The organism is Macrococcus sp. PK, from assembly GCF_022501545.1.
GTDB lineage: Bacteria > Bacillota > Bacilli > Staphylococcales > Staphylococcaceae > Macrococcoides > Macrococcoides epidermidis.
The window spans coordinates 35,644-61,901 of the sequence record NZ_JAEPRF010000003.1; the positions used below are offsets into that span (position 1 = coordinate 35,644).

Consider the following 26,258-nt stretch of genomic DNA (forward strand, 5'->3'; position numbering starts at 1 on the left):
TATTTAAAAAATAAAAATACTGCTGAAATAACAGTGTTTCTACTATTATTTCAGCAGTATATGTTTCATTATTGTCTTTCTTTTGTAATTACAAATTCGCCATCTTTATAGTCGATTGTCACATTGTGACCAGCTAATTCTTCGCCTTTTAATAACTCTTCAGATAACTTATCTTCGATGTTCTTTTGAATAGAACGTGTTAACGGACGTGCACCATATTCTGGATCGTATCCATCATCAGCTACTTTTTCTTTCGCAGCATCTGTTAATGTAATATAAATATCTTGTTCTTTTAAGCGTTTCGTTAAGCCATTAACCATGAACGTAACGATTTCTTTTAATTGTTCTTTCTCTAACTTATGGAACACGATAATATCATCAATACGGTTTAAGAACTCAGGACGGAACTGTTTCTTTAACTCATCCATCATCGTTTTGCGGATAGTTTCATAATCTTGTGCGGCATCACTACCACCGAATCCTACGAATTTATTATCTTTTAATTCCTGAGCCCCAACGTTACTTGTCATGATGATTACTGTATTTCTGAAGTCTACTGTACGCCCTTTAGAATCTGTTAATCGACCATCATCCAACACTTGTAATAACATGTTAAATACATCAGGGTGAGCTTTTTCGATTTCATCGAATAAAATAACTGAATATGGTTTACGACGCACTTTCTCAGTTAACTGTCCGCCTTCTTCAAAACCAACATATCCTGGAGGAGAACCCACTAAACGAGACACACTATGTTTCTCCATAAATTCACTCATATCTACGCGAATCATTGCATCTTCTTCACCAAACATCGCTTCTGCTAAAGCTCTTGCAAGCTCAGTTTTACCAACACCAGTTGGTCCTAAGAAGATAAAGCTTCCGATTGGACGTTTCGGGTCTTTTAGTCCAGCACGTGCACGACGTACAGCTTTAGAAATTGATACAACCGCATCATGTTGTCCTACTACACGGTCATGTAAAATTTCTTCTAAGTTCAATAATTTTTGTGATTCAGTTTCTGCAATTTTATTTAAAGGAATGCCCGTCCAGTTCGCAACAACAATTGCAATATCATCAGGTGTTACTGACGTGTTGTTAGAACCTTGCGTTTTTTGCCATTCTTTTTTCGTTTCATCTAATTGTTTTTCAAGTTGTGACTGTTTGTCACGTAACGCTGCTGCTTGTTCGAATTCCTGAGAATGCACTGCTGCATCTTTTTCATTTTTTACTTTTTCAAGTTCAGCTTCAAGTTCTTTTAAACTTGGTGGCGTTGTATAGTTACGTAAACGTACTTTTGAACTTGCTTCATCAATTAAGTCAATCGCTTTATCTGGTAAGAAACGGTCAGAAATGTAACGATCACTCATTTTTACGGCTGCAACTAATGCTTCATCAGAAATTTGAATACGGTGATGCGCTTCGTAGCGGTCACGTAAACCACGTAAAATTTCAATTGCATCTTCTACATTTGGTTCATCTACCTGAACAGGTTGGAAACGACGTTCTAACGCTGCATCTTTTTCGATGTATTTACGGTATTCTTCTAAAGTTGTTGCACCGATACATTGAATTTCTCCACGTGCTAATGCAGGTTTCAGAATGTTTGATGCATCAATTGCACCTTCAGCACCACCAGCACCAATTAATGTGTGTAATTCGTCAATGAATAAAATGATGTTGCCAGCTGCATGAATTTCATCCATCACCTTTTTAAGACGCTCTTCGAATTCCCCGCGGTATTTCGTACCAGCAACAACTGTACCCATATCTAAACTCATGACACGTTTACCTTTTAACGTTTCAGGCACTTCATTGTTTACAATTGCTTGTGCTAATCCTTCAACGATAGCAGTTTTACCAACACCGGGTTCACCGATCAATACCGGATTGTTCTTTGTACGACGGCTTAACACTTCAATGATACGTGTTACTTCATCAGCACGGCCAATAACAGGGTCTAACGTACCGTCTTTAGCGATAACCGTTAAATCACGTGCTAATCCATCCAATGTTGGTGTACCTTGTGCTTTAGCTTCACCATGACCTTTAGCATCCATTTCAGGACTGCCTAACAATTTAACGACTTGAGAACGTGCTTTCGTAATATTTAAATCAAGATTTGCAAGCACGCGTGCTGCAACACCTTCGTTCTCACGAATTAATCCTAATAGAATATGCTCAGTCCCAACAAAGTTATGGTTAAGTTTACGTGCTTCGTCTAATGATAATTCAATTACTTTTTTAGCACGTGGTGTGTATTGAATCGTTCCACCCATATCTGTGCCATGACCGATTAATTGTTCTACTTCCTGTACAACTTTTTCTTCTGTAATGTTATATGCTGCTAACACTTTCGCAGCAATACCATCAGGTTCTTTCACAAGGCCTAATAATAAGTGCTCTGTGCCGATATTATTATGATTTAAACGAATCGCTTCTTCTTGTGCATGTGCTAACACACGCTGTGCTCTTTCAGTTAATCTACCAAACATATTTTATCCTCCTTACAAATGCTCTCGTAGCATTTGTGCTCTTTTTTCATCTATTTGTTTATTTTCTGGATACAATTTATCAATAAATGGTGCCTGTATAGCAACCATCAGTTCATTAAACCTAAATGGTGTATCTTTTATGATGCCCATATCAATACCCAGTTTAATCTCACTTAATCTAAGACTCGCTTCTTCTACAGAAATTTTATGACTATACTTGAGTATCCCTAAGCTTCTGTAGATTCTATCTACTGTATCGACATGGTCATAATTATTCATACGCTTACGCATATTGATTTCTTCTTCAATAATTTGTTCAACAACCTGCGTTAGATCATCGATGATACTTTCTTCTGATTTACCGAGCGTCAACTGATTTGACACTTGATACACATGTCCTAAAGCTTGTGTACCTTCCCCATAAATACCACGAATCGTAAATCCAAACCGATTAATCGTTTGTGCGATTCGCGACATACGTTTCATTATAGAAAGCCCCGGCAGATGTAGCATAACACTTGCGCGTAAACCTGTTCCAATATTTGTTGGACATGTTGTGAGATAACCGTAGTGCTCATCATAAGAAATCATAAGTTTTTCATCAAGTTTTTTGTCTATAGTGCGTGCTCTTTCATATAAATGGTGCAGTGATAAATCATGTCCTAAAACTTGTATACGAATATGGTCTTCTTCGTTAACCATGATACTTTCTGATTCATCTTCATTGATTAATACTGCACCGTGTTTCGTATCCATCAATTCTTTGCTGATCAAATGTTTAACAACCAGCATTTGGCGCTCTTTCATCGGTGTTTCAGCCATCTTAATTAGTTCGTAATCCTCCGTTAATACATTCGACACTTCTTCAATTACTTTATCAGCAGTATCTTCAGCAAACATCATCGGATGAACGAAATTTTCCAGATTACGTGCGAGTCTGATACGTGAACTTAAGATAACGGCAGGTTCATCAGCTGTCTGCATCCAGTCACTTAATATATTCTGAAGATGTTTATTCAGCATGTGTATCTCCACCTTCCTTAAGTGCACGAATTTCATCACGCACACCAACCGCTTCTTCAAACGCTTGTTTTTCTACTAATGTTTGTAATTTCTCTTCCAGTGCTTCTATCTTTTTCTTCAGTGCAATCTTTTCTTGTGATTTATGTGGTGTTACACCAATATGCTGTAAATTACCGGCTTGCACACGTTCAATAACTTGCGGTACATAATCACTAAAAGTGTTATAACATTCATGACAACCAAATTTGCCGATGTGTAATGCTTCTCTTAAAGTCAGTCCACAATTTGGACACTTGTCAGGTGTATGGGCTGCTTGAAACTCACCACTATTTAACAAGTGTTTGAGTAACTGATTCATTGAAAATTCTTCTTCGTATGGCATACAATCTCTCCTTAGTTATAATGAATGATATTCAGCACATTTTGTAAAATGTTAGCGCGTATATAATCACGATAAGGTACATCTACCATTAAAACATCACGATGAATCGTACCAAGTATAATCTTTTTCTCGCGCTCATTAATCAATTCATTTTGGTGTAAACCTTCTATAATACGTTCTGCATTTTGTTGTGAAATCTGTTTACCCGTTAATTCCATTAAATGCTCAATAAATGCCGCCTTATTATTTGATTCAATCTTTGTGATACGAATATATCCTCCGCCACCACGTTTACTTTCAATCTGATAGCCGTGTTCATTCGTAAAGCGCGTTTTAATGACATAGTTCAACTGTGATGGAACGCAATCAAACTTTTCAGCAATATGTGCACGTTTAATTACGACAACATCATCCTGCGCTTCTTCGAGTAACTGTTTTAAATATTGTTCAATTATATCTGACATATTGTGCATGACATCACCCACCTTTGACCTTCTTTGACTTAATTATATTTAATCCTACTTTGTTAATCAAATAATTTGTTTGACCTTTTTTGATGAACAAATTTTCATAATAAGTTGAAAAATTGTTTAGCGCTTTCATTCGTTGTGTAGTATGATATCTATAGTATAAAAAATATGACTAAAGGAGAGATTTCATGAATTATATTATCGGTATCGTCGGTCTTGTTGTCTTCTTGTTACTTGCGTGGGTTATGAGTTCAGATAAAAAGAGTGTGCGTTGGCAATATATCGGTATCATGATGGCCATTCAGTTTCTACTTGCTTTTCTTTTACTTAAAACTTCAGGTGGAATCAAATTAGTAGAAGCATTAGCTACTGGTTTTGGTTATTTACTAGGCTATGCAGAACAAGGTGTCAACTTCGTATTTGGTGGTCTGGAAAATCCAGCTGTCGGTAAAGTACCTGCTGCTTCAACTTTCTTTATGGATGTATTATTACCGATCACATTTATTTCAGCTTTAATCGGAATCTTACAATACTTAAAAATCTTACCATTCATTATTAAATATTTAGGGTGGTTGATTTCTAAAGTAAACGGTATGGGGAAATTAGAATCATTTAATGCAGTAGCTGCAGCAATTTTAGGTCAATCAGAAGTATTCATTTCTATTAAGAAACAATTACCTTTTATTCCAAAGCACCGTTTATATACGTTGACTGCTTCAGCAATGAGTACGGTATCACTATCTATCGTCGGGGCATATTTTACGATGATTGAACCTAAATATGTCGTAACAGCTATTATCTTAAACTTATTTGGCGGTTTTATCATTGCTTCAATCATTAACCCTTACGTTGTTTCAGCAGAAGAAGAAAATGCTGTAATTATGGGGACAAATACGGATGAAAAGAAACAATCATTCTTTGAAATGTTAGGAGAATATATTTTAGATGGATTTAAGGTTGCGGTAATTGTTGCTGCAATGTTAATCGGATATATCGCTTTAATCGCGATGCTTAATGGTATCGTTGATGCATTTACACCTGGTGACGTCAACTTCCAGACTATTCTAGGTTATGTGTTTGCACCACTTGCATTCTTAACAGGTATTGCTTGGGATGATGCAGTGCGAGCAGGATCGATTATGGCGACGAAACTTGTATCGAATGAGTTTGTTGCTATGTTAGACGTTCAGTCAATCGTTAAAGGTAATACCGGCGAATTATCAGAACGTGCAATTGGTATCGTATCAGTATTCTTAGTATCATTTGCGAACTTCTCTTCTATCGGTATTATTGCAGGAGCAATCAAATCATTGAACAATGAACAAGGTGATGTCGTTGCTCGTTTCGGTTTAAAATTATTATATGGTGCAACACTTGTATCATTCATCTCAGCAACAATCGCTGGATTCTTCTTATAATAGTTAAAGCTCAATCTGAAATTTTCAGATTGAGCTTTTTTTGTTAGAATCCTTTTTTCTTACCAATAACACCTGTTTCAGAAATATTATATGACATTATTTCTGAAACATCATGTCTGCTCGATGGATAATGTTCTTTTAAACCTTTACCTATTGCAATACACATTACTGGCGCATAACGTTCACCATCAATATTTAAGGCATCCAGTACTTCCAGACGCTCAAATCCTCCGATAGGATTCGTGTCATAACCATAATCTTTCGCAATCAGCATAAACTGCATCGCTGCCATTGCAGCATCCATCATCCCTTGCGCATACATTAATTCTTTAGGCGCTTTATCAATTAACTGCTGCATGATTTGTGTATTTTCAGTTTTTACAATTTGATTCATATAACCTTTTGAAACATTCTTCTGAATTATTCTATCCAGGTCGTTCACATGATTGTTATCTGAAAGTACAAGGACAAACGCAGCACTTGTATCAAGTTGACGTGTATTAAATTGCACATGATCTCGAATCGCTTCTTTCGCTTCATCCGCCTCAATAATGACAAAACGCCACGGCTGCAAGTTGATAGATGATGGTGCTTTAGTAGCAAGTGCAATCATCTCTTCCATCGTTTCTTGTGGAATTTTTACTTCGGGATCGAATTCTTTAATAGAATGACGTGATTCAATTGCTTCTTTTAATGTTAACCCTTTCATTGATAAATACTCCTTTATCACTTATTTTGTACTGATAGATTATAGCACGCATTAAATAATTTCTAAAAGAAAAAACTCCAGTGTGCACTGGAGTTTATGATTGAACCATTTCTTCTATAAAATATTTCATAATCTTAAAGTCTTCAGTAAGTTCCGGATGGAATGATATACCGAGATATTTTCCTTGTTTAACTGCTACCATCTTATCTTCTACTGAACTTAATACTTCCACTTCCGGTCCAACTGATACAATATGTGGCGCACGGATAAAGACTGCATTGACTTGTTCTTCAATGCCCTTAACGTCTAGATCGGCTTCAAAGCTATCGACTTGTCGTCCAAATGAATTACGTTCAACAGTGATGTCCATCTTCTTTAGATGACCTTCATCATATCCGACGATATCATTTGCAAGTAAGATTAAACCAGCACATGTACCATACATCGGTAATTCACTTTGGCGTAATGTTTTAGTAAAGCCATAGAGATCCATCAGACGACGCATCGTTGTCGACTCTCCCCCGGGCAATACTAATCCATCGATATCCTCTAGTTGTTCTACACGCTTTACAGGCACCCCTGTGTGACCTGCCAGTTCAATATGATGAATATGCTCTCTTACAGCACCTTGCAGTGCTAATACACCAATCTTCATCTTACCAGCCACGTTCCTGCATTCTTTCTTCTAAAGAAAGTTTATTAATATCTAAACCTTTCATCGCTGCACCTAACTCTTTAGAAAGTTCACCGATTAATTTATAGTCTTGATAATGCGTAGTCGCTTGAACGATTGCTTTCGCAAATTTTTCAGGTGATTCTGATTTGAAGATACCAGAACCTACGAATACACCGTCAGCTCCTAATTCCATCATTAAAGCTGCATCCGCTGGTGTAGCAACACCACCTGCAGCAAAGTTTACAACTGGTAACTTACCTAAAGCTTTAATTTCTTTTAATACTTCATAAGGTGCACCTAAAAGTTTTGCTTCTGTCATAATTTCATCATCATTCATAACAGATAATTTACGCACTTGTGCATTTACTTTACGTAAGTGACGCACAGCTTCAACGATATTTCCTGTACCAGGCTCACCTTTCGTACGTAACATCGCTGCACCTTCACCAATACGACGGGCTGCTTCTCCTAAATCACGGCATCCGCAAACGAAAGGTACTGTAAATTCATCTTTCTTTAAGTGGAACTCTTCATCAGCTGGTGTTAATACTTCTGATTCATCGATATAGTCAACACCCATAGCTTCTAATACACGTGCTTCAGTAATATGACCGATACGGCCTTTTGCCATAACAGGAATAGATACTGCATTCATTACTTCTTCAACGATACGTGGGTCAGCCATACGTGCTACGCCACCTGCTGCACGAATGTCACTTGGTACACGCTCTAATGCCATTACAGCTACTGCTCCAGCAGCTTCAGCAATTTTAGCTTGTTCAGCGTTAACAACATCCATAATAACGCCACCTTTTTGCATTTCTGCCATACCACGTTTAACTTTATCTGATCCTACAATTTTACTCATCTTTACACCTCTAAATAGTCTGAATTTTTGTTTACATAGACTAATGTAACGTAATGTTTGGTATTATAAAAGTACCAGTTTTGAATATATTAAAGGGGTCAGTTTATATGGAGATGCTCACATATCGCTTTGAGGAGAAGGAATTTTTATATACACAGCTTTATCAATTTATAAAGGAAGATATATTAGGAGGTAAACTACAGTTTAATGAGAAGTTACCTTCTAAAAGAAAACTAAGCAGTCATTTAAACTTAAGTTTAACAACAGTAGAAATTGCATATCAACAGCTTTTAGATGAAGGCTATATATATTCGAAACCTAAAGTCGGATTTTTTGTTGAAGATATTCAGACGATTCATACGATACCCCGAGAGACGATGGAACTGAAGGAGAATATAGATTCTAGTAAAAAGATTTCATTTAAAATTGAAGACAGTCACATTAAATCATTTCCATTCCAGAAGTTTCGAAAATATGCGCGTGATGCATTTGAAGAAGAACAAATTGAATTACTTGAACGAGGGGATGTACAAGGAGAGTTATCGTTAAGAAACGAAATTCGAAGATATTTATATCATTCTCGCGGGGTCAATTGTAATAATGAACAAATTATCGTTGGCAGCTCTACTGAACAACTGTTTACTTTATTGACTAGAATTCTAGGAGCGCGAAAGTATTACATTGAAAATCCAGGATATCCTTTGATCAAGAAAGTCTTAAAATATGAGGAACGTGATTATATTAATGTAAATGTTGATGAAGATGGTATTATCGCAAGTACTTTAGGAAATAGTGCTAGCGTCGTTCATGTCACGCCCAGTCACCAATTTCCAACAGGCATTGTGCTCAGTGCGAAGCGCCGCATCGAGTTATTAAAATGGGCAGATAATGGTGAGAGATTTATTATTGAGGATGATTACGATAGTGAATTCAGATATAAAGGAAGACCTTTGAAAGCTTTACAAGGCATGAGTGCAAATGACAAAGTTATTTATATGAGCACGTTTTCAAAGTCGATTTTTCCTAGTATTCGTGTGGCTTATATGGTGTTACCGAAGTTGTTATTGGAGAAATATTTTACCCTAGAAAATAAACCTAACAATACTGTTCCTAAACATATACAGTTTATGATTACATCTTTTTTAAGAGATGGTGAGTTTGAGCGCAATATTAATCGTATGCGTAAAATATATAAGAAGAAATTAGAACTTACATTGGATTTGATTGATGAACATTTTAATAATTTCGAAATATATGGAAGTGATGCTGGTATGCACTTTGTATTTGAAACGAAAGAGAAATTAAATACACGTGATATTGAAATAAATACCATTCAAGATTATTATGAAGGGCAGAATACACGTTATAGCAATCAATATATTATTGGATTTGGAAGTTTTGAGGATGATAAAATAGAAACAATTATTAAGCGGTTATTGCAATAATTTATGGAGGCTCAAATGCTACTCAAACGGCATCATCGAAACTTTTACTATCAATATTTATGTAAAATAAATGGACGAGTTATTCTGGAAGACCTGGATTATCAAAACTTAAGGAATTATTTAAAGGGATTTGAAGGAGAATATGCTTTTTTTGAGCATATAAAAGGTTTTGAGCAATTAGTACGCATATGGGATTTAACGCTAGATATGTTTGGCACAGCTCAATATGATTTTTTATTTATAGCAAATGATACGGTTATACACATTGATATTAAAAATTATTCAGGATTATATCGATTTGATAACGGGAACTTTATTAATGAACAAGGTTATGTACATCTTTTTTATTATGGAGGATGGACTCAGTGGGCGAAATAGTTATTATTTCGCCCACTCATATAAACATATGCTTAAATATATAAACAAAAAAGAGACCCCGAAGGATCTCTTATGAATTGCCCGGCAACGTCCTACTCTCGCGGATCGTAAGACCAACTACCATCGGCGCTAGAGAGCTTAACTTCTGTGTTCGGTATGGGAACAGGTGTGACCTCTCTGCCATCGTCACCAGACAAATGAAAGATAATAATATTATACTTTCAAAACTAGATAAACTTAAGAAGAAATATGATGTACCAAACATCACCGTGCAAAAAATCTATAAAATTGATTAAGTCTTCGATCGATTAGTATTCGTCAGCTCCATACATTACTGTACTTCCACCTCGAACCTATTAACCTCATCATCTTTGAGGGATCTTATAACCGAAGTTGGGAAATCTCATCTTGAGGGGGGCTTCATGCTTAGATGCTTTCAGCACTTATCCCGTCCATACATAGCTACCCAGCTATGCCGCTGGCGCGACAACTGGTACACCAGAGGTATGTCCATCCCGGTCCTCTCGTACTAAGGACAGCTCCTCTCAAATTTCCTACGCCCACGACGGATAGGGACCGAACTGTCTCACGACGTTCTGAACCCAGCTCGCGTACCGCTTTAATGGGCGAACAGCCCAACCCTTGGGACCGACTACAGCCCCAGGATGCGATGAGCCGACATCGAGGTGCCAAACCTCCCCGTCGATGTGAACTCTTGGGGGAGATAAGCCTGTTATCCCCGGGGTAGCTTTTATCCGTTGAGCGATGGCCCTTCCATGCGGAACCACCGGATCACTAAGTCCGTCTTTCGACCCTGCTCGACTTGTAGGTCTCGCAGTCAAGCTCCCTTGTGCCTTTACACTCTGCGAATGATTTCCAACCATTCTGAGGGAACCTTTGAGCGCCTCCGTTACTCTTTAGGAGGCGACCGCCCCAGTCAAACTGCCCGCCTGACACTGTCTCCCACCACGATAAGTGGTGCGGGTTAGAAAGTCAACACAGCCAGGGTAGTATCCCACCAACGCCTCCACGTAAGCTGACGCTCACGCTTCAAAGGCTCCTACCTATCCTGTACAAGCTGTGCCGAATTTCAATATCAGGCTGCAGTAAAGCTCCACGGGGTCTTTCCGTCCTGTCGCGGGTAACCTGCATCTTCACAGGTACTATGATTTCACCGAGTCTCTCGTTGAGACAGTGCCCAAATCGTTACGCCTTTCGTGCGGGTCGGAACTTACCCGACAAGGAATTTCGCTACCTTAGGACCGTTATAGTTACGGCCGCCGTTTACTGGGGCTTCAATTCGTAGCTTCGCGAGATGCTAACCACTCCTTTTAACCTTCCAGCACCGGGCAGGCGTCAGCCCCTATACGTCACCTTACGGTTTTGCAGAGACCTGTGTTTTTGATAAACAGTCGCTTGGGCCTATTCACTGCGGCTCTTCAAGGCTTGCACCCTAAAAAGCACCCCTTCTCCCGAAGTTACGGGGTCATTTTGCCGAGTTCCTTAACGAGAGTTCGCTCGCTCACCTTAGAATTCTCATCTTGACTACCTGTGTCGGTTTGCGGTACGGGCACCTAATTTCTAACTAGAGGCTTTTCTTGGCAGTGTGAAATCAACGACTTCGCTACTATAATTTCGCTCCCCATCACACCTTGACCTTAAGAGTACCGGATTTGCCTAATACTCAGTCTCAGTGCTTGGACGTACATAACCAACAGTACGCTTCGCCTATCCTACTGCGTCCCCCCATCGTTCAAACAATCTTAGGTGGTACAGGAATATCTACCTGTTATCCATCGCCTACGCCATTCGGCCTCGGCTTAGGTCCCGACTAACCCAGAGCGGACGAGCCTTCCTCTGGAAACCTTAGTCAATCGGTGGACGGGATTCTCACCCGTCTTTCGCTACTCACACCGGCATTCTCACTTCTAAGCGCTCCACATGTCCTTGCGATCATGCTTCGACGCTGCTTAGAACGCTCTCCTACCATTGTCCATTGGACAATCCACAGCTTCGGTAATATGTTTAGCCCCGGTACATTTTCGGCGCAGCGTCACTCGACTAGTGAGCTATTACGCACTCTTTAAATGATGGCTGCTTCTAAGCCAACATCCTAGTTGTCTGGGCAACGCCACATCCTTTTCCACTTAACATATATTTTGGGACCTTAGCTGGTGGTCTGGGCTGTTTCCCTCTCGACTACGGACCTTATCACCCGCAGTCTGACTCCCGTGTTAAATTATTTGGCATTCGGAGTTTGTCTGAATTCGGTAACCCGAGGGGGGCCCCTAGTCCAAACAGTGCTCTACCTCCAATAATCATCACACGAGGCTAGCCCTAAAGCTATTTCGGAGAGAACCAGCTATCTCCAGGTTCGATTGGAATTTCTCCGCTACCCACACCTCATCCGCTCACTTTTCAACGTAAGTCGGTTCGGTCCTCCATTCAGTGTTACCTGAACTTCAACCTGGACATGGGTAGATCACCTGGTTTCGGGTCTACGACCTGATACTCATTCGCCCTATTCAGACTCGCTTTCGCTACGGCTCCACATATACTGCTTAACCTTGCATCAAATCGTAACTCGCCGGTTCATTCTACAAAAGGCACGCCATCACCCATTAACGGGCTCTGACTACTTGTAAGCACACGGTTTCAGGTTCTATTTCACTCCCCTTCCGGGGTGCTTTTCACCTTTCCCTCACGGTACTGGTTCACTATCGGTCACTAGAGAGTATTTAGCCTTGGGAGATGGTCCTCCCGGATTCCGACGGAATTCCACGTGTTCCGCCGTACTCAGGATCCACTCAGGAGAGAACAACTTTTCGACTACAGGGCCTTTACCTTCTATGGCTGACTTTTCCAAAGTCATTCGTCTAAACTGTTCCTTTGTAACTCCGTATTGAGTGTCCTACAACCCCAGAGAGCAAGCTCTCTGGTTTGGGCTCTTCCCGTTTCGCTCGCCGCTACTAAGGGAATCGAGTTTTCTTTCTCTTCCTCCGGGTACTTAGATGTTTCAGTTCTCCGGGTGTGCCTTCTCATATACTATGTATTCATATATGGATAACATGACATAACTCATGCTGGGTTTCCCCATTCGGAAATCTCTGGATCAAAGCTTACTTACAGCTCCCCAAAGCATATCGTCGTTAGTAACGTCCTTCTTCGGCTTCTAGTGCCAAGGCATCCACCGTGCGCCCTTAATAACTTAATCTGTTATTAATAATTGTGATGTCTGCATAAATGCAGACGCGCGATTTTTTTAAGAATTCAAAAATGAACTCACTCGGTTTTGCTTGGTAAAATCTTTTATTTCTTCTTACTTTATCTAGTTTTCAAAGTACAATTTTTAAGAATTAATGGTGGAGACTAGCGGGATCGAACCGCTGACCTCCTGCGTGCAAAGCAGGCGCTCTCCCAGCTGAGCTAAGCCCCCATAAAGGTATTAATTTAAATGAATATTTATAATGGTGGGCCTAAATGGACTCGAACCATCGACCTCACGCTTATCAGGCGTGCGCTCTAACCAGCTGAGCTATAGGCCCATTAAATGTATAAACATTCAAAACTGAATACAATATGTCAATGTTAATCCCTATCAGACCTAAAGGTCTGATTTCCGTAATTATCCTTAGAAAGGAGGTGATCCAGCCGCACCTTCCGATACGGCTACCTTGTTACGACTTCACCCCAATCATCTGTCCCACCTTCGACGGCTAGCTCCTAAAAGGTTACTCCACCGGCTTCGGGTGTTACAAACTCTCGTGGTGTGACGGGCGGTGTGTACAAGACCCGGGAACGTATTCACCGTAGCATGCTGATCTACGATTACTAGCGATTCCAGCTTCATGTAGTCGAGTTGCAGACTACAATCCGAACTGAGAATGGTTTTATGGGATTTGCTTGACCTCGCGGTTTTGCTGCCCTTTGTACCATCCATTGTAGCACGTGTGTAGCCCAAATCATAAGGGGCATGATGATTTGACGTCATCCCCACCTTCCTCCGGTTTGTCACCGGCAGTCTCTCTAGAGTGCCCAACTTAATGATGGCAACTAAAGATAAGGGTTGCGCTCGTTGCGGGACTTAACCCAACATCTCACGACACGAGCTGACGACAACCATGCACCACCTGTCACTTTGTCCCCCGAAGGGGAAAGCTCTATCTCTAGAGTTGTCAAAGGATGTCAAGATTTGGTAAGGTTCTTCGCGTTGCTTCGAATTAAACCACATGCTCCACCGCTTGTGCGGGTCCCCGTCAATTCCTTTGAGTTTCAGTCTTGCGACCGTACTCCCCAGGCGGAGTGCTTAATGCGTTAGCTGCAGCACTGAGGGGCGGAAACCCCCCAACACTTAGCACTCATCGTTTACGGCGTGGACTACCAGGGTATCTAATCCTGTTTGATCCCCACGCTTTCGCACCTCAGCGTCAGTTACAGACCAGAGAGCCGCCTTCGCCACTGGTGTTCCTCCATATCTCTGCGCATTTCACCGCTACACATGGAATTCCACTCTCCTCTTCTGTACTCAAGTCTCCCAGTTTCCAATGACCCTCCCCGGTTGAGCCGGGGGCTTTCACATCAGACTTAAGAGACCGCCTACGCGCGCTTTACGCCCAATAATTCCGGATAACGCTTGCCACCTACGTATTACCGCGGCTGCTGGCACGTAGTTAGCCGTGGCTTTCTGGTAAGGTACCGTCAAGGTACGTTCAGTTACTAACGTACTTGTTCTTCCCTTACAACAGAGTTTTACGATCCGAAAACCTTCTTCACTCACGCGGCGTTGCTCCGTCAGACTTTCGTCCATTGCGGAAGATTCCCTACTGCTGCCTCCCGTAGGAGTCTGGGCCGTGTCTCAGTCCCAGTGTGGCCGATCACCCTCTCAGGTCGGCTATGTATCGTTGCCTTGGTGAGCCGTTACCTCACCAACTAGCTAATACACCGCAGGTCCATCTATAAGTGACAGCAGAACCGTCTTTCACTATTGCTTCATGCGAAGCTAAATATTATCCGGTATTAGCTCCGGTTTCCCGAAGTTATCCCAGTCTTATAGGTAGGTTACCCACGTGTTACTCACCCGTCCGCCGCTAAAATCGAGAGGTGCAAGCACCTCTGTCAATTCGCTCGACTTGCATGTATTAGGCACGCCGCCAGCGTTCATCCTGAGCCAGGATCAAACTCTCCATAATAGTTTGTTTGATAATGCTCTTTGATTGCTTATGGCAATCACTCTTGGGAGTGAACGAAGTTCACTCAAATCATTGGAATTAACGTTGACATATTGTCATTCAGTTTTCAATGTTCATTTTTTTGCGTTACAAGAATTAATGTTACCATAACTCTCAACTCTTTGCAACACTTATTTTTAAGAAGTTTTACACTTGATTGTTTATTTCGTTTCAAGCAGTAATCTTTCTTACTTTATTATATTACATCGTTATGAACATAGTTTCAAGTGCAAGTTTTACACTTTTTCACTTTGTTATTTTCGATGTCTTAAAACTGTGCATCGCTTGTTTTCAGCGACTTTTATATCTTATCAAGATGGATTACTTTCGTCAATACTTTTTTAAAACTTTTTTGTTTATTTTAAAATTAATTACGGAATGCTTACTGTTAAGCAAAATAAAACAGCGATTGAACGAGCATTCAATCGCTGTAATGATTAATGAACTACCTTATTTTTAAAGACGAATTGATAGATGATGATTAAGAATGAGGCCACTAAAATGCCAAAAGCCATATTATTATCTATCGTAGTAAATACGTTACTGTAATAGAAGAAAGACATAATAATCGATCCTGTCGTTGATCCAATAAATTTAAGCAAACTATAAGTGCTCATCATACTACCTAATTGATGAGGCGCTGCGCTTTCCTGTATCGTTACAATATTCTTTGTAAAAACTGTACCAAAAGATAGGCCTAAAAATGCTGATGCGATCGTTACCGCTATCGCATGATCAAAAATGAATATGATCAAACTTCCGATAATCATATATAAGAAACTTAATTGATAGACACGTTGTATCGTAAGTTTTGTTTCGAGCGTCTTCAATACAAATGTTGAAAGCAACCAGAATATCGAAATCGTAAATGTAGTCAGTCCTGCAAGCAAAGGACTCAATCCCTTTTCTGTCTGAAGGTAAATTGGCAGAAAGATATTTGTTCCCATCATGATAATCGCATATAGCATATCCGTACCCATCACGATGCCTATCCTCTTATTAAATGCTTTCACTGGGATAAACGGTTCGTCAATTCTGCTTTCATATTTTATGAATATGATTAATATCATCATCGCTAATATAAATAAAGCAGCATGAATAAACCAATGTGTTTCTATCAATAATGCACAAAGCAAGCTTCCAAGAAAGATATAAAAGTATATCAATCCTTTAAAATCAAATTTACTTTCTTGTTTCATTTCTTCAAACTTAAAATATTTAATGACAAGAAAAATTGCTAAAAACGCTAAAGGCACATTGACGTAGAATAAATAACTCCAATTAAGATACGTCAAAATAAGTCCTCCGAGTATCGGACCGACGATACTCGAAATACCCCATACCGATCCAACGATTCCCATCACTTTATAGCGGTAAGGAATTTCAAACGCTATCTTCTGTATGATATTCCCCATCGTCATCATAATTCCTGCACCTAACCCTTGCACTAATCTTGATGCAAGCAACATTTCAAATGTAAACGATAGTCCAGATAACATACTACCGATTATAAAAACAATAATACCGAGTAGCATTAACCGTTTAGCACCTAGCCGCTTCATCAATTCTCCAACAATAGGTGTTACAATTACAATTGCTATCATATAAGTAGTAAAAATCAATGCAAGTGACTTTGTTGCATTTAAATCTTTCCCTATCGCGGGCGTCGCAAGTGAAATTATTGATGTTTCAATCGCACTCATAAACATAATAATCACTAATGCACTAATTAATCCTCTTTTCATCTTATCCCTCCATAGGAAAAATCAGATTAAACTTGCGTCTAATCTGATTTATCTTTTCTTTCTATTCGATTTCTTTTTCTTATGCGATACAACCTGTGTTGATTTTGACTGTTTTGTATTCTGTACTGTTTCAATAACAGGTTCTACCCATGTACCTCGCGCTATTTTACGTGCTTTACGTTCTTCAAATGATAAACGATTGTACTTCGGCAATGATAATAACTGAAATGCATTACATAACAGCAAACTAAATATCGTGCAATATAGCCACATCATATCTTTTACTTTTAAAAATGGAATCAATTCAACAGTTGTCATCACAACCATAAAGAACATTGCCGGAATAAATACATTCTTTCCTGTAAGTTTATTCTTATAAATTGCAACTGCAACTCCAAAAATAACGATAAGCAATGGAATCCAGATAAATTTCAAGATATCTCCGTCCTGTTTACCGAAACGTAAATATCTGAAATACACTAAATCAATTATCGCAAACAAAATAATTACAGCCTGAATAGCATTCCATCCGTTCTTGAATATGCCTTGACCCATTTGATGAATAAAGAGATATGCAAAAAATGCCAGCTGGGAAATTGATGCAATCAGCAACCCATAACCCATAAACCAAACTAATGCGGCTAAAAATTCACCTATTTCACCTTTCACCAAGTAAACGGTCAGTTTGTCATATCCGAAAACTAAACTGACAAGCACTGTACAAACAAGGCCGATTAATAAAGTAATACCGTAAAATTTACCTAAATTCTTTAAAGTCACTTTAATACCTCATTACTTTTCTTCTGTTTTATTAATAATGCGCTCTGCCATATTTAAATAAATTTGGCCTAGTTGATGATCTTCAGCATAAACTGACGGTGCAAAAGCTTCTTCAGTCCAGTCAGGTTGTGCAAGTGGTAATTGTCCGATTAATTCTGTATTTAACTCAGATGCTAACTTCTCTCCGCCACCTTTACCAAACACATATTCTTTCTCTCCTGTCACTTTGCTTTCAAAGTATGACATGTTCTCCACTACACCTAATATTTCATGATCTGTGTGAATTGCCATAGCACCCGCACGTGCTGCAACAAATGCTGCTGTCGGATGAGGCGTTGTTACAATAATTTCTTTACTCTTCGGTAACATTGTATGAACATCAAGCGCCACGTCCCCTGTACCTGGTGGTAAATCTAAAAGGATATAGTCTAATTCTCCCCAATTTACTTCCTGGAAGAAGTTATTGATCATTTTACCTAACATTGGACCACGCCAGATAACTGGTGTATTCTCTTCTACGAAAAATGCCATTGAAATAACTTTTACCCCGAAACGCTCAACTGGTTTAATTCTATTTCCTTCAATTTCAGGTTTTTCTGAAATCCCCATCATATCAGGTACACTAAATCCGTAAATATCCGCATCAACTAACCCAACACGCTTTCCTAAGCGTGCTAATGCAACTGCTAAGTTAACAGAAACTGTAGATTTACCTACGCCGCCTTTACCAGAAGCAATCGCAATAAAATTCACTTTATCATCTGGTGAAATCAATCGTTCAATTTCAGAAGATGACTGGCCACGGAATTGTTCTAAAGCTTCGTCATCTAATTGTTCAAAACGAAGTCCAACAGTGTTTGCTCCATTCTCTTTTAATACTTCAACGATCTTCATCTGTAGATCTAGCTGTTCTTGTCCACCAAGTTTCGCGATACCGATCTTTAATGAAACATGATTTTTCTCTTCTTTAACTGAAACTTCCTTTACCCCACCAGTTTCTTTTAACGGAAGATTCACAACCGGATCATTTAACTTTTCGATTAATTCAATAACTTGTTCTTTTGTCAGCACAATAAACGCTCCTTCTCATTTCTAATAGCTATAGTTTAACAAAAGATTGTCACTTTGTATAAATTAATTTCTTATTCTAGGTTATATTCTATTAAAAGGGCTATAATAGATTACGGATTAAATTGAAAATAACGAAGATATACATATTGTACACATTTAAAGGAGACCACTATGACTAAAAACTACACTATTATGCAATACTTTGAATGGCATTCAAATGATGATGGTAATCACTGGAACAGATTAAAGGATGAAGCTGAATCACTTAAAGAAAAAGGCTTTGATGCAATCTGGTTACCACCGGCGACTAAAGCTGATCACGTCATGAATACCGGCTATAGCGTATATGATTTATATGACTTAGGTGAATTCGATCAAAAAGGACAGGTTCGAACAAAATACGGCACGAAAGAAGAATTAATCGCAGCAATCGAAGCACTTCATGAACAAGACATTAAAGTTTATGCGGATGTCGTTCTAAATCATAAAGCAGGTGCCGATGAAGCTGAAACAGTACGCGTTGTAGAAGTTGATCCGAATGACAGAAATTATGAAATTTCTGAACCATTTGATATCGATGCGTTTACAAAATTCTATTTCCCAGGGCGTAATAAAAAATACAGTGCGTTCGAATGGAACTATACACATTTCAATGGTACTGATTATGACCATCGTACTGGACGAACGGGTATATTTAAAATTTTAGGTGAAAATAAAGACTGGAATGAAAATGTCGATCAGGAAAAAGGCAACTTCGATTATCTGATGTTTACAAATGTTGATTATCAACATCCCGACGTACGCGAAGAGACAATTAATTGGGGTAAATGGTTTATCGATACATTAAATATTGATGGTATGCGTCTTGATGCAGTAAAACATATTGAAAGTTATTTTATACGTGACTTTGTACATGCAATGCGCGAACATCGCGGTCAAGATTTCTATTTTGTCGGTGAATTCTGGAATCCAGATCTTGAAGTGAATGAGAACTTTTTAGATGAAGCAGAATACAGCTTAGATTTATTCGATGTAAGACTACACTTTAACTTTAAAGCTGCTTCAGAAGGTGGCGCTGCTTATGATCTACGTCAAATATTTGATGGCACTTTAGTGAAAGAGAATCCTGAGCAAGCAGTAACTTTTGTAGACAATCATGATTCGCAACCAGGAGAAGCTTTAGAATCATTTGTTAAAGATTGGTTTAAACAATCTGCATACGCCCTTATCTTACTTCGTGAAGATGGTTTCCCATGTGTATTCTATGGCGATTATTATGGTATTGGCGGAGAACATCCAATTGATAGTAAACAGATGGCGATTGATCCTTTACTCTATGTCCGTAAATTAAAAGCCTATGGCCAGCAAGATGATTACTTCGATCATCCAAATGTTGTCGGTTGGGTTAGACGTGGATATGCTGAAGATAAATCAGGATGTGCTGTCATCATTAATAACAGCGAACAACCTGCTGAAAAACAAATGTTTGTTGGCGCAGATCGTGCCGGACAAACGTGGTATGACTATACCGACACCATTGAAGAAGGCGTGGTTATCGATGAAGAAGGTAATGGTGTCTTCAAAGTAAATCCAGGCAGTGTGTCTGTATATTGTGAAAAAGAAGCATAATTAAAAAGATGACTGATCAATTAATCTGATCAGCCATCTTTTTTAAATATTATAAATGTTTCACTTCAGGTAATGGTTTCACTTGTGATTCAATCCATTTGCGTTTTGCTTCAAGAAATGGTGGTAAAGATAAACTTTCGCCTAATGATTCAAGCGGCTCATTCACATCAAATCCTGGACCATCCGTTGCAAGTTCTATCAATATGCCTTGTCGCGTTCTAATATAAAGCGATTTAAAGAAATGACGATCTACGAACCCACTAGATGGTATATTATTTTCTTTAATAAAATCTATCCACTCTTGTAATGCATCTTCATCTTTAACACGCAGAGCAATATGATGCATGCTACCTTTACCTGGACGTTCTTTCGCTTCAGTATTATGCACTACTTGCAATTCATCGCCAGTGCCACCAAGGTCTGAACTAAACGTTAGTATTTGCTGTTGTGTGACTGGATGCACAAACGATCCAGTACTTCTATAGCCGAATATTTCTGTTAATACACTACTAAATCCTTCTGCATCTTGAACATCCATCTTAAACGGCCCAAGACCTGTAATACCAAATTCAACGGGTACAATACTTTTCTCCCATGGTGTACCTGCAGCTACACCCGAATTTGTACGGTCTGAAACTAACGCGAGACGTTGACCTTCAAAATCTTCAAACTCTAATGTTAGTCTACCGTTAATCTCAATCGGTGTATCATGATACACATTATATTGCTCAAAGCGTTCTTTAAAATAATGTATCGCTTCATCGCTTTTTACGCGCAATGCTATTTGCGAAATACTATTTGTCCCGCGATATGTGCTGCCGACGTTTGGTATTTCAAAGAATGTAATGTCCGTACCCGGATTTGCCACGCCATCTGCATAGAATAGATGATACATCGACGGATCATCCTGGTTCACTGTCTTCTTCACTAAACGCATCCCTAATATTTCAGTGTAAAATACTAAATTTTTTGCAGCATCTTTTGTAATACCTGAAGCATGATGTTGTCCTAATATTTTTCTCATGTTTATCTACCTCTTTTAATTTTAAAGTTTATTTTAAAGTTTTATATTAAATTTATTCCGAAAATTTATTCCCGTTTCACGATTATTTATGTTTTATCTTTCGAAGCAACTGTAATAATTCTTTTTGTTCCTCCTGATTAAGTCCACCAAAAAGTTCTTCCTGCAATGCAGTGTGTTTAGGTCTCAGTGTTTCAATAACGTGTTTCCCTTTGTGGGTCAATCGTATATGTTTCACTTTCCATTCCTGCGAACGTTCTATTAACCCATCGGCTTCTAATTTCTTAAGCAAATGCGTAATATTCCCTTTCGTGACAAACATTAATTCTGATAATTCATTTTGTGTACATCCAGGATGTGTATCTATTTGATTCAAACAGTCGAAGTGACTAGATGAATACCCTGTCTCTTTTAATTGTTCATTAATTTCTTTCAGAATATCGTTATAAATGCGTGCGATATTAAGCCACACAAGATAACTTCTATTGGTTTCCATCTTCTCACCTCTTTTATCAGTTTAATATTAAACTGATAAATGTCAATAGACTAGCACTGAAGTACTAGTCATCTTCTTTATTCAAATCTTCACTATCAGGATAGAATATTTCAGTTAAGTAATAAAGTAAGCTTATGACTGCCAGTATAACAAAGAAATTTATCTTGATATGCTGGTAATTAATATGAACACCAAAATAAAACACGATTGTTGATATACCAATCGTCAATAAATGGAAGTACCATCCTTGAAAATATTTATTATCTGGTTGCATGCTTTTTACGTCATCTAATATATATTCTATGACGACAAGCAGGAAATAACCTATCGCAATATATGATCCATAATAGAAACTATTATCCATCACATTCTCATTATACGTAAATTCAGCCAGCCTGAAATATATAAGAATACGACTTAAACCATACATTCCAAACGTAATCATCAAAATAAATGAGGCACCGGAGATTAATACAACTGATAAAACAAATAAAATCGTGAATATAGAACCTTTAGGAAATTTAAATTGTTTCATCAACTGCCCCCCTCATTATTTTTCCATTCCCTTTTTTTTGTGCTAAATAATCTAAATATAGATTAACAAAGTATTTTGTTTTTGTGTAAAATAAAATAAACAAGGTTTTTATTTTACGTTTCAGTAAAATTTATACTTTTAATATTTGTTCTATTGAATTTTATTGTATAATAAAGGAATAACTTAATCGTTAAAGGAGATTTACACATGAACACTATATTGGTTACTGGTGGTGCTGGTTATATCGGATCACATACAGTTACAAAGTTGCTTAATTCTAATTATAACGTAATTGTGGCTGATGACCTATCAACAGGGCACAAAGATGCAGTTGATAGCCGTGCAAAGTTTTATCAATGTGATGTAAGCGATGAGAAACAGTTCTCAAAAATATTTGATCTTGAACAGATTGATGCAGTCCTACATTGTGCCGGGAAGATTGTCGTTAGTGAGTCTGTAAAAGATCCATTAAATTATTTTGAACATAACGTATGTGGATTAAATAGTGTATTACGTGTTATTGCAGACAAAGGTGTAAACAAATTTATGTTCTCATCAACGGCTTCAATCTATGGCAATAATTCATTTAATATTAAAGCAGTGGAATCTACACCTATTGCTCCAACTAATCCTTACGCTGAATCAAAACATATCGGTGAACAAATGATTCACTGGGTAAGCGAAAGATATGGTATCAATTACGTTATCTTTAGATATTTTAATGTGGCTGGTGCAATGCTGGATGGGTCTAATGGACTGCGCACAAAAAATCCAACTCACTTAATCCCTTCTATTAACAGCACATTGCTCGGGAAAAGAGAAGTGTTCGAAATCTTTGGCGATGATTACAACACAGAAGATGGTACATGTATTCGAGACTTTATCCATGTCTTCGATCTTGCAAAAGCACATCAACTTGGAATGGATTATTTATTTAACGATGGTACATCAACTGTATTTAACCTGGGTACAGAACAAGGTTATTCAGTAAAACAAGTTGTAGATGCAGCGCAAAAAGTAACCGGCCTGACACTTAACAAAAAGATATCAGAACGTCGTGGTGGAGACCCGGATTTTGTGCTAGCGAATGCTACGAAAGCACGTGCTACGCTTAACTGGTCACCAGAATATACATTAGGCGATATGATTCTTTCTGATTATAACTGGCGAAAGAAATTATAGATGCATATAAAAAGAGTCACACAATAAAATGTGTGGCTCTTTATTAGTTATTTTAAGTTTTCAGCTTGGTATACTATTTTTCCATCAATTACGGTTGCAGCTACTTCGATACCCTGTAACTGATATCGCTCCACTTTAAAAGGGTCCTCTTTAAGAATCGTAAAATCAGCAATCTTACCTTCCTCAATCGTTCCATATGCTGGTACATTATCTGCAACTTTAGCTGCTTCAGTCGTATAAAGTGATATCGCTTCAAAGACACTGAGTGCTTCTGTCATATTATAGCCATCACTTTTATCATCTGCTGCTTTACGATTTACTGCAGCAGCAATACCTGATAGTGGTCTGAAATCTTCTATCGGGCTGTCAGAACCTCCTCCGCAAATAATGCCTTTATCAAGTAATGATTTCCATGGATAGCTGTAACGGATACGCGATGCACCGACTCTTTCGATTGCCCATGGAAAGTCAGAAGCAACAAACATCGGCTGTATGTCACATATTATATTAAGTCGCGCCATTCTTTCGATTAAATCTTCTCTTAAGAAACTCACATGTATCAATCTATCTCTGCCACTGCGCGGTGGATAAGCTTCTATCGCATCAAGCACCATTTCAACTGCTTTATCCCCGATCATATGTACAGCAATATTTACATCTAAATTGCGTGCTTTTTTCACTTGCTCGGCAAGTTCATCTGGCGTATAAATCGCGAGTCCATATGTATCTTCATCACTATACGGTTCGCTAAACAAAGCAGTTCTACCACCTAATGCTCCATCTGCATAAAATTTCATCGCATCTGGTCTAAAATAATCATTATATTCAAACGCATATTGGACGACATCTTCAATGACCTCCGTATGGCGTAAAATATTTATTCTAAAAGGATTATCCTTATTAATAACATTTTTATATGCATTCAACACATCTTTGAAATCATTATAGTAAGCAAGATCCTCTGTATGAACACCTGTTAAACCTGCCTGCGTAAATTGCTGTACTGCATATTCAACGTGACCAGTTAGCGATGCTTCATCTTCTATTGATGCAACTTCTAACATCGCTTCCATTGCATTGTCATGCACCCAACCGTTTAACACGCCATCTACCTTCTCATAATGCCCACCTGGCATATCAGCTACATTGTCATTGATATTAAAATACTCAAACACACTTGAGTTAACAATTGCTGCATGTCGGCAAACACGTTTAATAATCACCTTCTTGTCAGTGATTGCATCAATATCATCTTTCGTTATTTTATATCCATCTAATTGATTTTCATTATAGCCTTCACATATTAAAAAGCTGCTATCATCCATATTTTCAGTTGCATTACGAATTTTTTCGATGATAATCTCTATATCATCATCATCTTTAAAATTTACACCTCTCAGTGCAATTCCTGTTCCAACAAGATGAATATGTGTGTCTACAAAACCTGGAAACATTGCGTTTCCATTTAAATCTATGTATTTAACATCTTTTAAATCCGGTACTTCCTGATAAATTGCTTTTATGTGATTGCCTTCAACAAGTACTGCCTGAACTGTTTCATCCTCACGCTTCATCGTATAGATCGGACCGTTAAAATATAGTTCCAAGATTACCCCTCCAAATAAAAAAAGATATACTAATTAATATTAGTATACCTTTATTATCTGATGATTTAAAATTCTAATCCTAAAGCTTTAAATGTATCGCCTTCACTTAAATCGCCGGCTTCACAACCTTTTTTAAACCATTTCATACGATCAGCACTTGATCCATGTGTAAATGTATCTGGATTTGCTCTACCAATTGCTTTTTCCTGAATCGTATCATCACCTACAGCATGCGCTGCTTTAATCGCTTCTTCTAGGTCACCTTCATCAGTGTACCCCATTTCCTGTGCATGTTTCGCATACACACCAGCTAAATAGTCTGCCTGTAACTCAACTGCAACTGAATATTTATTGTATTCAGTTTCAGATAATTGATTTCTTAATTGGTGGAATTTCGGTAGGATACCTAATTCATTTTGGACGTGGTGACCTACTTCGTGTGCAATAACATAAGCCATCGCAAAGTCTCCAGGTGCATTAAACTTTTTATCTAATTCATCCATGAAAGATAAATCAATATAAACTTTTTGATCTGTCGGACAGTAGAAAGGTCCCATCTGTGCGCTTGCATTACCACAGCCTGAACGCACACCATCCGTATATAGCACTAGTTTAGGTTCAGTATATGTACGATCATATTTCTTAAATAATTCATGCCATACATCTTCAGTATCTTTAAGAACAACTGACGCAAACTGACCACGTTCATCTAATGACTGTTCAGTCTTAGTATCAACTTGTTCAGCCTCTTTCTTCACATTACCTGTTTCAAAAGGATTATCTTGAGAACCAGAGCCACCTGATGTTGCGCCATTATCTTGTGTTTGTTCTTGTTGTGAAGGATCTCCACCAAGAACACCACCTAAATCTCCAGGGTTCCCCCCCATTAACATAAAAATAATCACGGCTATAACACCTAAACATCCCATTCCGCCTCCGCCGATAACCATCGGACTTCCGCCGCCTGAGAATCCGCCACCAGATCCTCTTGCATCCTCAACGTTCGAACTACCTTGTCGACCTTGCCATTTCATATACGTTCCCCCTACTCGGTTGATTGCTAACATAATAGTTAATATTACTTACCCTAAATTGCTATGTCG

20 protein-coding genes, 2 tRNA genes and 3 rRNA genes are annotated in these 26,258 nt (G+C 38.5%); 5 read left to right on the forward strand and 20 right to left on the reverse strand.

Going from position 1 to position 26,258, the window contains the following annotated elements; all coding sequences use genetic code 11:
• Nucleotides 1-68 precede the first annotated feature (68 nt).
• Genes JJJ02_RS02890 through JJJ02_RS02905 form a run of 4 tightly spaced genes read right to left on the reverse strand, consistent with a single transcriptional unit; the run spans nucleotide 69 to nucleotide 4,370 of the window.
• Entirely contained in the window at nucleotides 69-2,492 is a 2,424-nt protein-coding gene (locus JJJ02_RS02890) for an ATP-dependent Clp protease ATP-binding subunit (RefSeq protein ID WP_240837269.1), read from the reverse strand.
• A 12-nt stretch (nucleotides 2,493-2,504) separates the two neighbouring features.
• A complete protein-coding gene (locus JJJ02_RS02895; RefSeq protein ID WP_111717457.1) occupies nucleotides 2,505-3,515 on the reverse strand; it encodes a protein arginine kinase in 1,011 nt (336 codons plus the stop codon).
• Nucleotides 3,505-3,897 carry a UvrB/UvrC motif-containing protein gene (locus tag JJJ02_RS02900; protein ID WP_239243139.1) on the reverse strand — a complete coding sequence of 131 codons (393 nt, stop codon included), beginning with the start codon at nucleotides 3,895-3,897 and terminating at the stop codon, nucleotides 3,505-3,507. Before JJJ02_RS02900 ends, JJJ02_RS02895 begins: the two co-directional genes overlap by 11 nt.
• Nucleotides 3,898-3,908: 11 nt before the next feature.
• Nucleotides 3,909-4,370, reverse strand: coding sequence for a CtsR family transcriptional regulator (locus JJJ02_RS02905; RefSeq protein WP_099577322.1), 462 nt, complete (start codon nucleotides 4,368-4,370; stop codon nucleotides 3,909-3,911).
• Between the two features lie 185 nt (nucleotides 4,371-4,555).
• On the opposite strand from JJJ02_RS02905, the gene JJJ02_RS02910 reads away from it, so the two are divergent.
• Entirely contained in the window at nucleotides 4,556-5,785 is a 1,230-nt protein-coding gene (locus JJJ02_RS02910) for a NupC/NupG family nucleoside CNT transporter (protein ID WP_111717453.1), read from the forward strand.
• A gap of 43 nt (nucleotides 5,786-5,828) precedes the next feature.
• Here JJJ02_RS02910 and JJJ02_RS02915 read toward each other — a convergent pair whose 3' ends face one another.
• The 3 genes from JJJ02_RS02915 to pdxS all read right to left on the reverse strand — a co-directional run bounded on the left by JJJ02_RS02915 (nucleotide 5,829) and on the right by pdxS (nucleotide 8,038).
• A complete protein-coding gene (locus JJJ02_RS02915; protein ID WP_240837271.1) occupies nucleotides 5,829-6,494 on the reverse strand; it encodes a nitroreductase family protein in 666 nt (221 codons plus the stop codon).
• Between the two features lie 94 nt (nucleotides 6,495-6,588).
• A complete protein-coding gene (gene pdxT, locus JJJ02_RS02920; protein WP_240837333.1) occupies nucleotides 6,589-7,149 on the reverse strand; it encodes a pyridoxal 5'-phosphate synthase glutaminase subunit PdxT in 561 nt (186 codons plus the stop codon).
• 1 nt (nucleotide 7,150) lies between these two features.
• Nucleotides 7,151-8,038 carry a pyridoxal 5'-phosphate synthase lyase subunit PdxS gene (gene pdxS / locus JJJ02_RS02925; RefSeq protein WP_099482278.1) on the reverse strand — a complete coding sequence of 296 codons (888 nt, stop codon included), beginning with the start codon at nucleotides 8,036-8,038 and terminating at the stop codon, nucleotides 7,151-7,153.
• Between the two features lie 107 nt (nucleotides 8,039-8,145).
• Between pdxS and pdxR the strand changes: the two genes are divergently transcribed.
• Nucleotides 8,146-9,483 carry a MocR-like pyridoxine biosynthesis transcription factor PdxR gene (gene pdxR / locus JJJ02_RS02930; protein ID WP_240837273.1) on the forward strand — a complete coding sequence of 446 codons (1,338 nt, stop codon included), beginning with the start codon at nucleotides 8,146-8,148 and terminating at the stop codon, nucleotides 9,481-9,483.
• A gap of 3 nt (nucleotides 9,484-9,486) precedes the next feature.
• Entirely contained in the window at nucleotides 9,487-9,861 is a 375-nt protein-coding gene (locus JJJ02_RS02935; protein WP_240837275.1) for a nuclease-related domain-containing protein, read from the forward strand.
• A gap of 79 nt (nucleotides 9,862-9,940) precedes the next feature.
• Here the strand turns inward: JJJ02_RS02935 and rrf are convergent.
• The 8 genes from rrf to JJJ02_RS02975 all read right to left on the reverse strand — a co-directional run bounded on the left by rrf (nucleotide 9,941) and on the right by JJJ02_RS02975 (nucleotide 18,685).
• Nucleotides 9,941-10,055 (reverse strand): 5S ribosomal RNA (rrf, locus tag JJJ02_RS02940).
• 94 nt (nucleotides 10,056-10,149) lie between these two features.
• Nucleotides 10,150-13,075: ribosomal RNA gene (locus JJJ02_RS02945) — 23S ribosomal RNA — on the reverse strand.
• Between the two features lie 146 nt (nucleotides 13,076-13,221).
• Nucleotides 13,222-13,297 (reverse strand) — tRNA-Ala (locus JJJ02_RS02950).
• 32 nt (nucleotides 13,298-13,329) lie between these two features.
• Nucleotides 13,330-13,406 (reverse strand) — tRNA-Ile (locus JJJ02_RS02955).
• A 90-nt stretch (nucleotides 13,407-13,496) separates the two neighbouring features.
• Nucleotides 13,497-15,050 (reverse strand): 16S ribosomal RNA (locus tag JJJ02_RS02960).
• The 16S, 23S and 5S rRNA genes sit together here with 2 tRNA genes alongside, the layout of an rRNA operon.
• Nucleotides 15,051-15,526: 476 nt before the next feature.
• On the reverse strand, nucleotides 15,527-16,834 hold the full coding sequence (locus JJJ02_RS02965; RefSeq protein WP_240837277.1) for an MFS transporter: 1,308 nt from the start codon (nucleotides 16,832-16,834) through the stop codon (nucleotides 15,527-15,529).
• A 48-nt stretch (nucleotides 16,835-16,882) separates the two neighbouring features.
• Nucleotides 16,883-17,614: a KinB-signaling pathway activation protein gene (locus tag JJJ02_RS02970; protein WP_240837279.1), complete on the reverse strand. Its 732-nt coding sequence runs from the start codon at nucleotides 17,612-17,614 to the stop codon at nucleotides 16,883-16,885.
• Nucleotides 17,615-17,626: 12 nt separating this feature from the next.
• Nucleotides 17,627-18,685 carry an Mrp/NBP35 family ATP-binding protein gene (locus tag JJJ02_RS02975; protein WP_240837281.1) on the reverse strand — a complete coding sequence of 353 codons (1,059 nt, stop codon included), beginning with the start codon at nucleotides 18,683-18,685 and terminating at the stop codon, nucleotides 17,627-17,629.
• Between the two features lie 171 nt (nucleotides 18,686-18,856).
• Between JJJ02_RS02975 and JJJ02_RS02980 the strand changes: the two genes are divergently transcribed.
• A complete protein-coding gene (locus JJJ02_RS02980) occupies nucleotides 18,857-20,314 on the forward strand; it encodes an alpha-amylase (protein WP_240837283.1) in 1,458 nt (485 codons plus the stop codon).
• Between the two features lie 49 nt (nucleotides 20,315-20,363).
• Here the strand turns inward: JJJ02_RS02980 and JJJ02_RS02985 are convergent, their stop codons facing one another.
• From JJJ02_RS02985 to JJJ02_RS02995, 3 genes are all read right to left on the reverse strand, one after another.
• A complete protein-coding gene (locus JJJ02_RS02985) occupies nucleotides 20,364-21,338 on the reverse strand; it encodes a VOC family protein (RefSeq protein ID WP_240837285.1) in 975 nt (324 codons plus the stop codon).
• Between the two features lie 82 nt (nucleotides 21,339-21,420).
• Entirely contained in the window at nucleotides 21,421-21,831 is a 411-nt protein-coding gene (locus JJJ02_RS02990; RefSeq protein WP_111717505.1) for a MarR family winged helix-turn-helix transcriptional regulator, read from the reverse strand.
• Between the two features lie 64 nt (nucleotides 21,832-21,895).
• Nucleotides 21,896-22,366, reverse strand: a complete 471-nt coding sequence (locus JJJ02_RS02995; RefSeq protein ID WP_240837287.1) for a SepA family multidrug efflux transporter — start codon at nucleotides 22,364-22,366, stop codon at nucleotides 21,896-21,898.
• A 207-nt stretch (nucleotides 22,367-22,573) separates the two neighbouring features.
• Between JJJ02_RS02995 and galE the strand changes: the two genes are divergently transcribed.
• Entirely contained in the window at nucleotides 22,574-23,548 is a 975-nt protein-coding gene (gene galE / locus JJJ02_RS03000) for a UDP-glucose 4-epimerase GalE (protein WP_111717501.1), read from the forward strand.
• Between the two features lie 47 nt (nucleotides 23,549-23,595).
• Here the strand turns inward: galE and JJJ02_RS03005 are convergent, their stop codons facing one another.
• Both JJJ02_RS03005 and ypfJ read right to left on the reverse strand, forming a co-directional pair.
• Nucleotides 23,596-25,155: an amidohydrolase gene (locus JJJ02_RS03005; RefSeq protein ID WP_240837289.1), complete on the reverse strand. Its 1,560-nt coding sequence runs from the start codon at nucleotides 25,153-25,155 to the stop codon at nucleotides 23,596-23,598.
• A gap of 65 nt (nucleotides 25,156-25,220) precedes the next feature.
• Nucleotides 25,221-26,189, reverse strand: a complete 969-nt coding sequence (ypfJ, locus tag JJJ02_RS03010) for a KPN_02809 family neutral zinc metallopeptidase (protein WP_240837291.1) — start codon at nucleotides 26,187-26,189, stop codon at nucleotides 25,221-25,223.
• Nucleotides 26,190-26,258 lie beyond the last annotated feature (69 nt).

Coding starts and splice junctions, on each gene's coding strand:
- pdxS (WP_099482278.1), bottom strand. CDS start 8,038: ATGAGTAAAATTGTAGGATCAGATAAAGTTAAACGTGGTATGGCAGAA.
- pdxT (WP_240837333.1), bottom strand. CDS start 7,149: ATGAAGATTGGTGTATTAGCACTGCAAGGTGCTGTAAGAGAGCATATT.
- JJJ02_RS02890 (WP_240837269.1), bottom strand. CDS start 2,492: ATGTTTGGTAGATTAACTGAAAGAGCACAGCGTGTGTTAGCACATGCA.
- JJJ02_RS02910 (WP_111717453.1), top strand. CDS start 4,556: ATGAATTATATTATCGGTATCGTCGGTCTTGTTGTCTTCTTGTTACTT.
- JJJ02_RS02935 (WP_240837275.1), top strand. CDS start 9,487: ATGGAGGCTCAAATGCTACTCAAACGGCATCATCGAAACTTTTACTAT.
- JJJ02_RS02995 (WP_240837287.1), bottom strand. CDS start 22,366: ATGAAACAATTTAAATTTCCTAAAGGTTCTATATTCACGATTTTATTT.
- JJJ02_RS02980 (WP_240837283.1), top strand. CDS start 18,857: ATGACTAAAAACTACACTATTATGCAATACTTTGAATGGCATTCAAAT.
- pdxR (WP_240837273.1), top strand. CDS start 8,146: ATGGAGATGCTCACATATCGCTTTGAGGAGAAGGAATTTTTATATACA.
- galE (WP_111717501.1), top strand. CDS start 22,574: ATGAACACTATATTGGTTACTGGTGGTGCTGGTTATATCGGATCACAT.
- JJJ02_RS02905 (WP_099577322.1), bottom strand. CDS start 4,370: ATGCACAATATGTCAGATATAATTGAACAATATTTAAAACAGTTACTC.
- JJJ02_RS02900 (WP_239243139.1), bottom strand. CDS start 3,897: ATGCCATACGAAGAAGAATTTTCAATGAATCAGTTACTCAAACACTTG.
- JJJ02_RS02965 (WP_240837277.1), bottom strand. CDS start 16,834: ATGAAAAGAGGATTAATTAGTGCATTAGTGATTATTATGTTTATGAGT.
- JJJ02_RS02895 (WP_111717457.1), bottom strand. CDS start 3,515: ATGCTGAATAAACATCTTCAGAATATATTAAGTGACTGGATGCAGACA.
- JJJ02_RS02915 (WP_240837271.1), bottom strand. CDS start 6,494: ATGAAAGGGTTAACATTAAAAGAAGCAATTGAATCACGTCATTCTATT.
- JJJ02_RS02985 (WP_240837285.1), bottom strand. CDS start 21,338: ATGAGAAAAATATTAGGACAACATCATGCTTCAGGTATTACAAAAGAT.
- ypfJ (WP_240837291.1), bottom strand. CDS start 26,189: ATGAAATGGCAAGGTCGACAAGGTAGTTCGAACGTTGAGGATGCAAGA.
- JJJ02_RS02990 (WP_111717505.1), bottom strand. CDS start 21,831: ATGGAAACCAATAGAAGTTATCTTGTGTGGCTTAATATCGCACGCATT.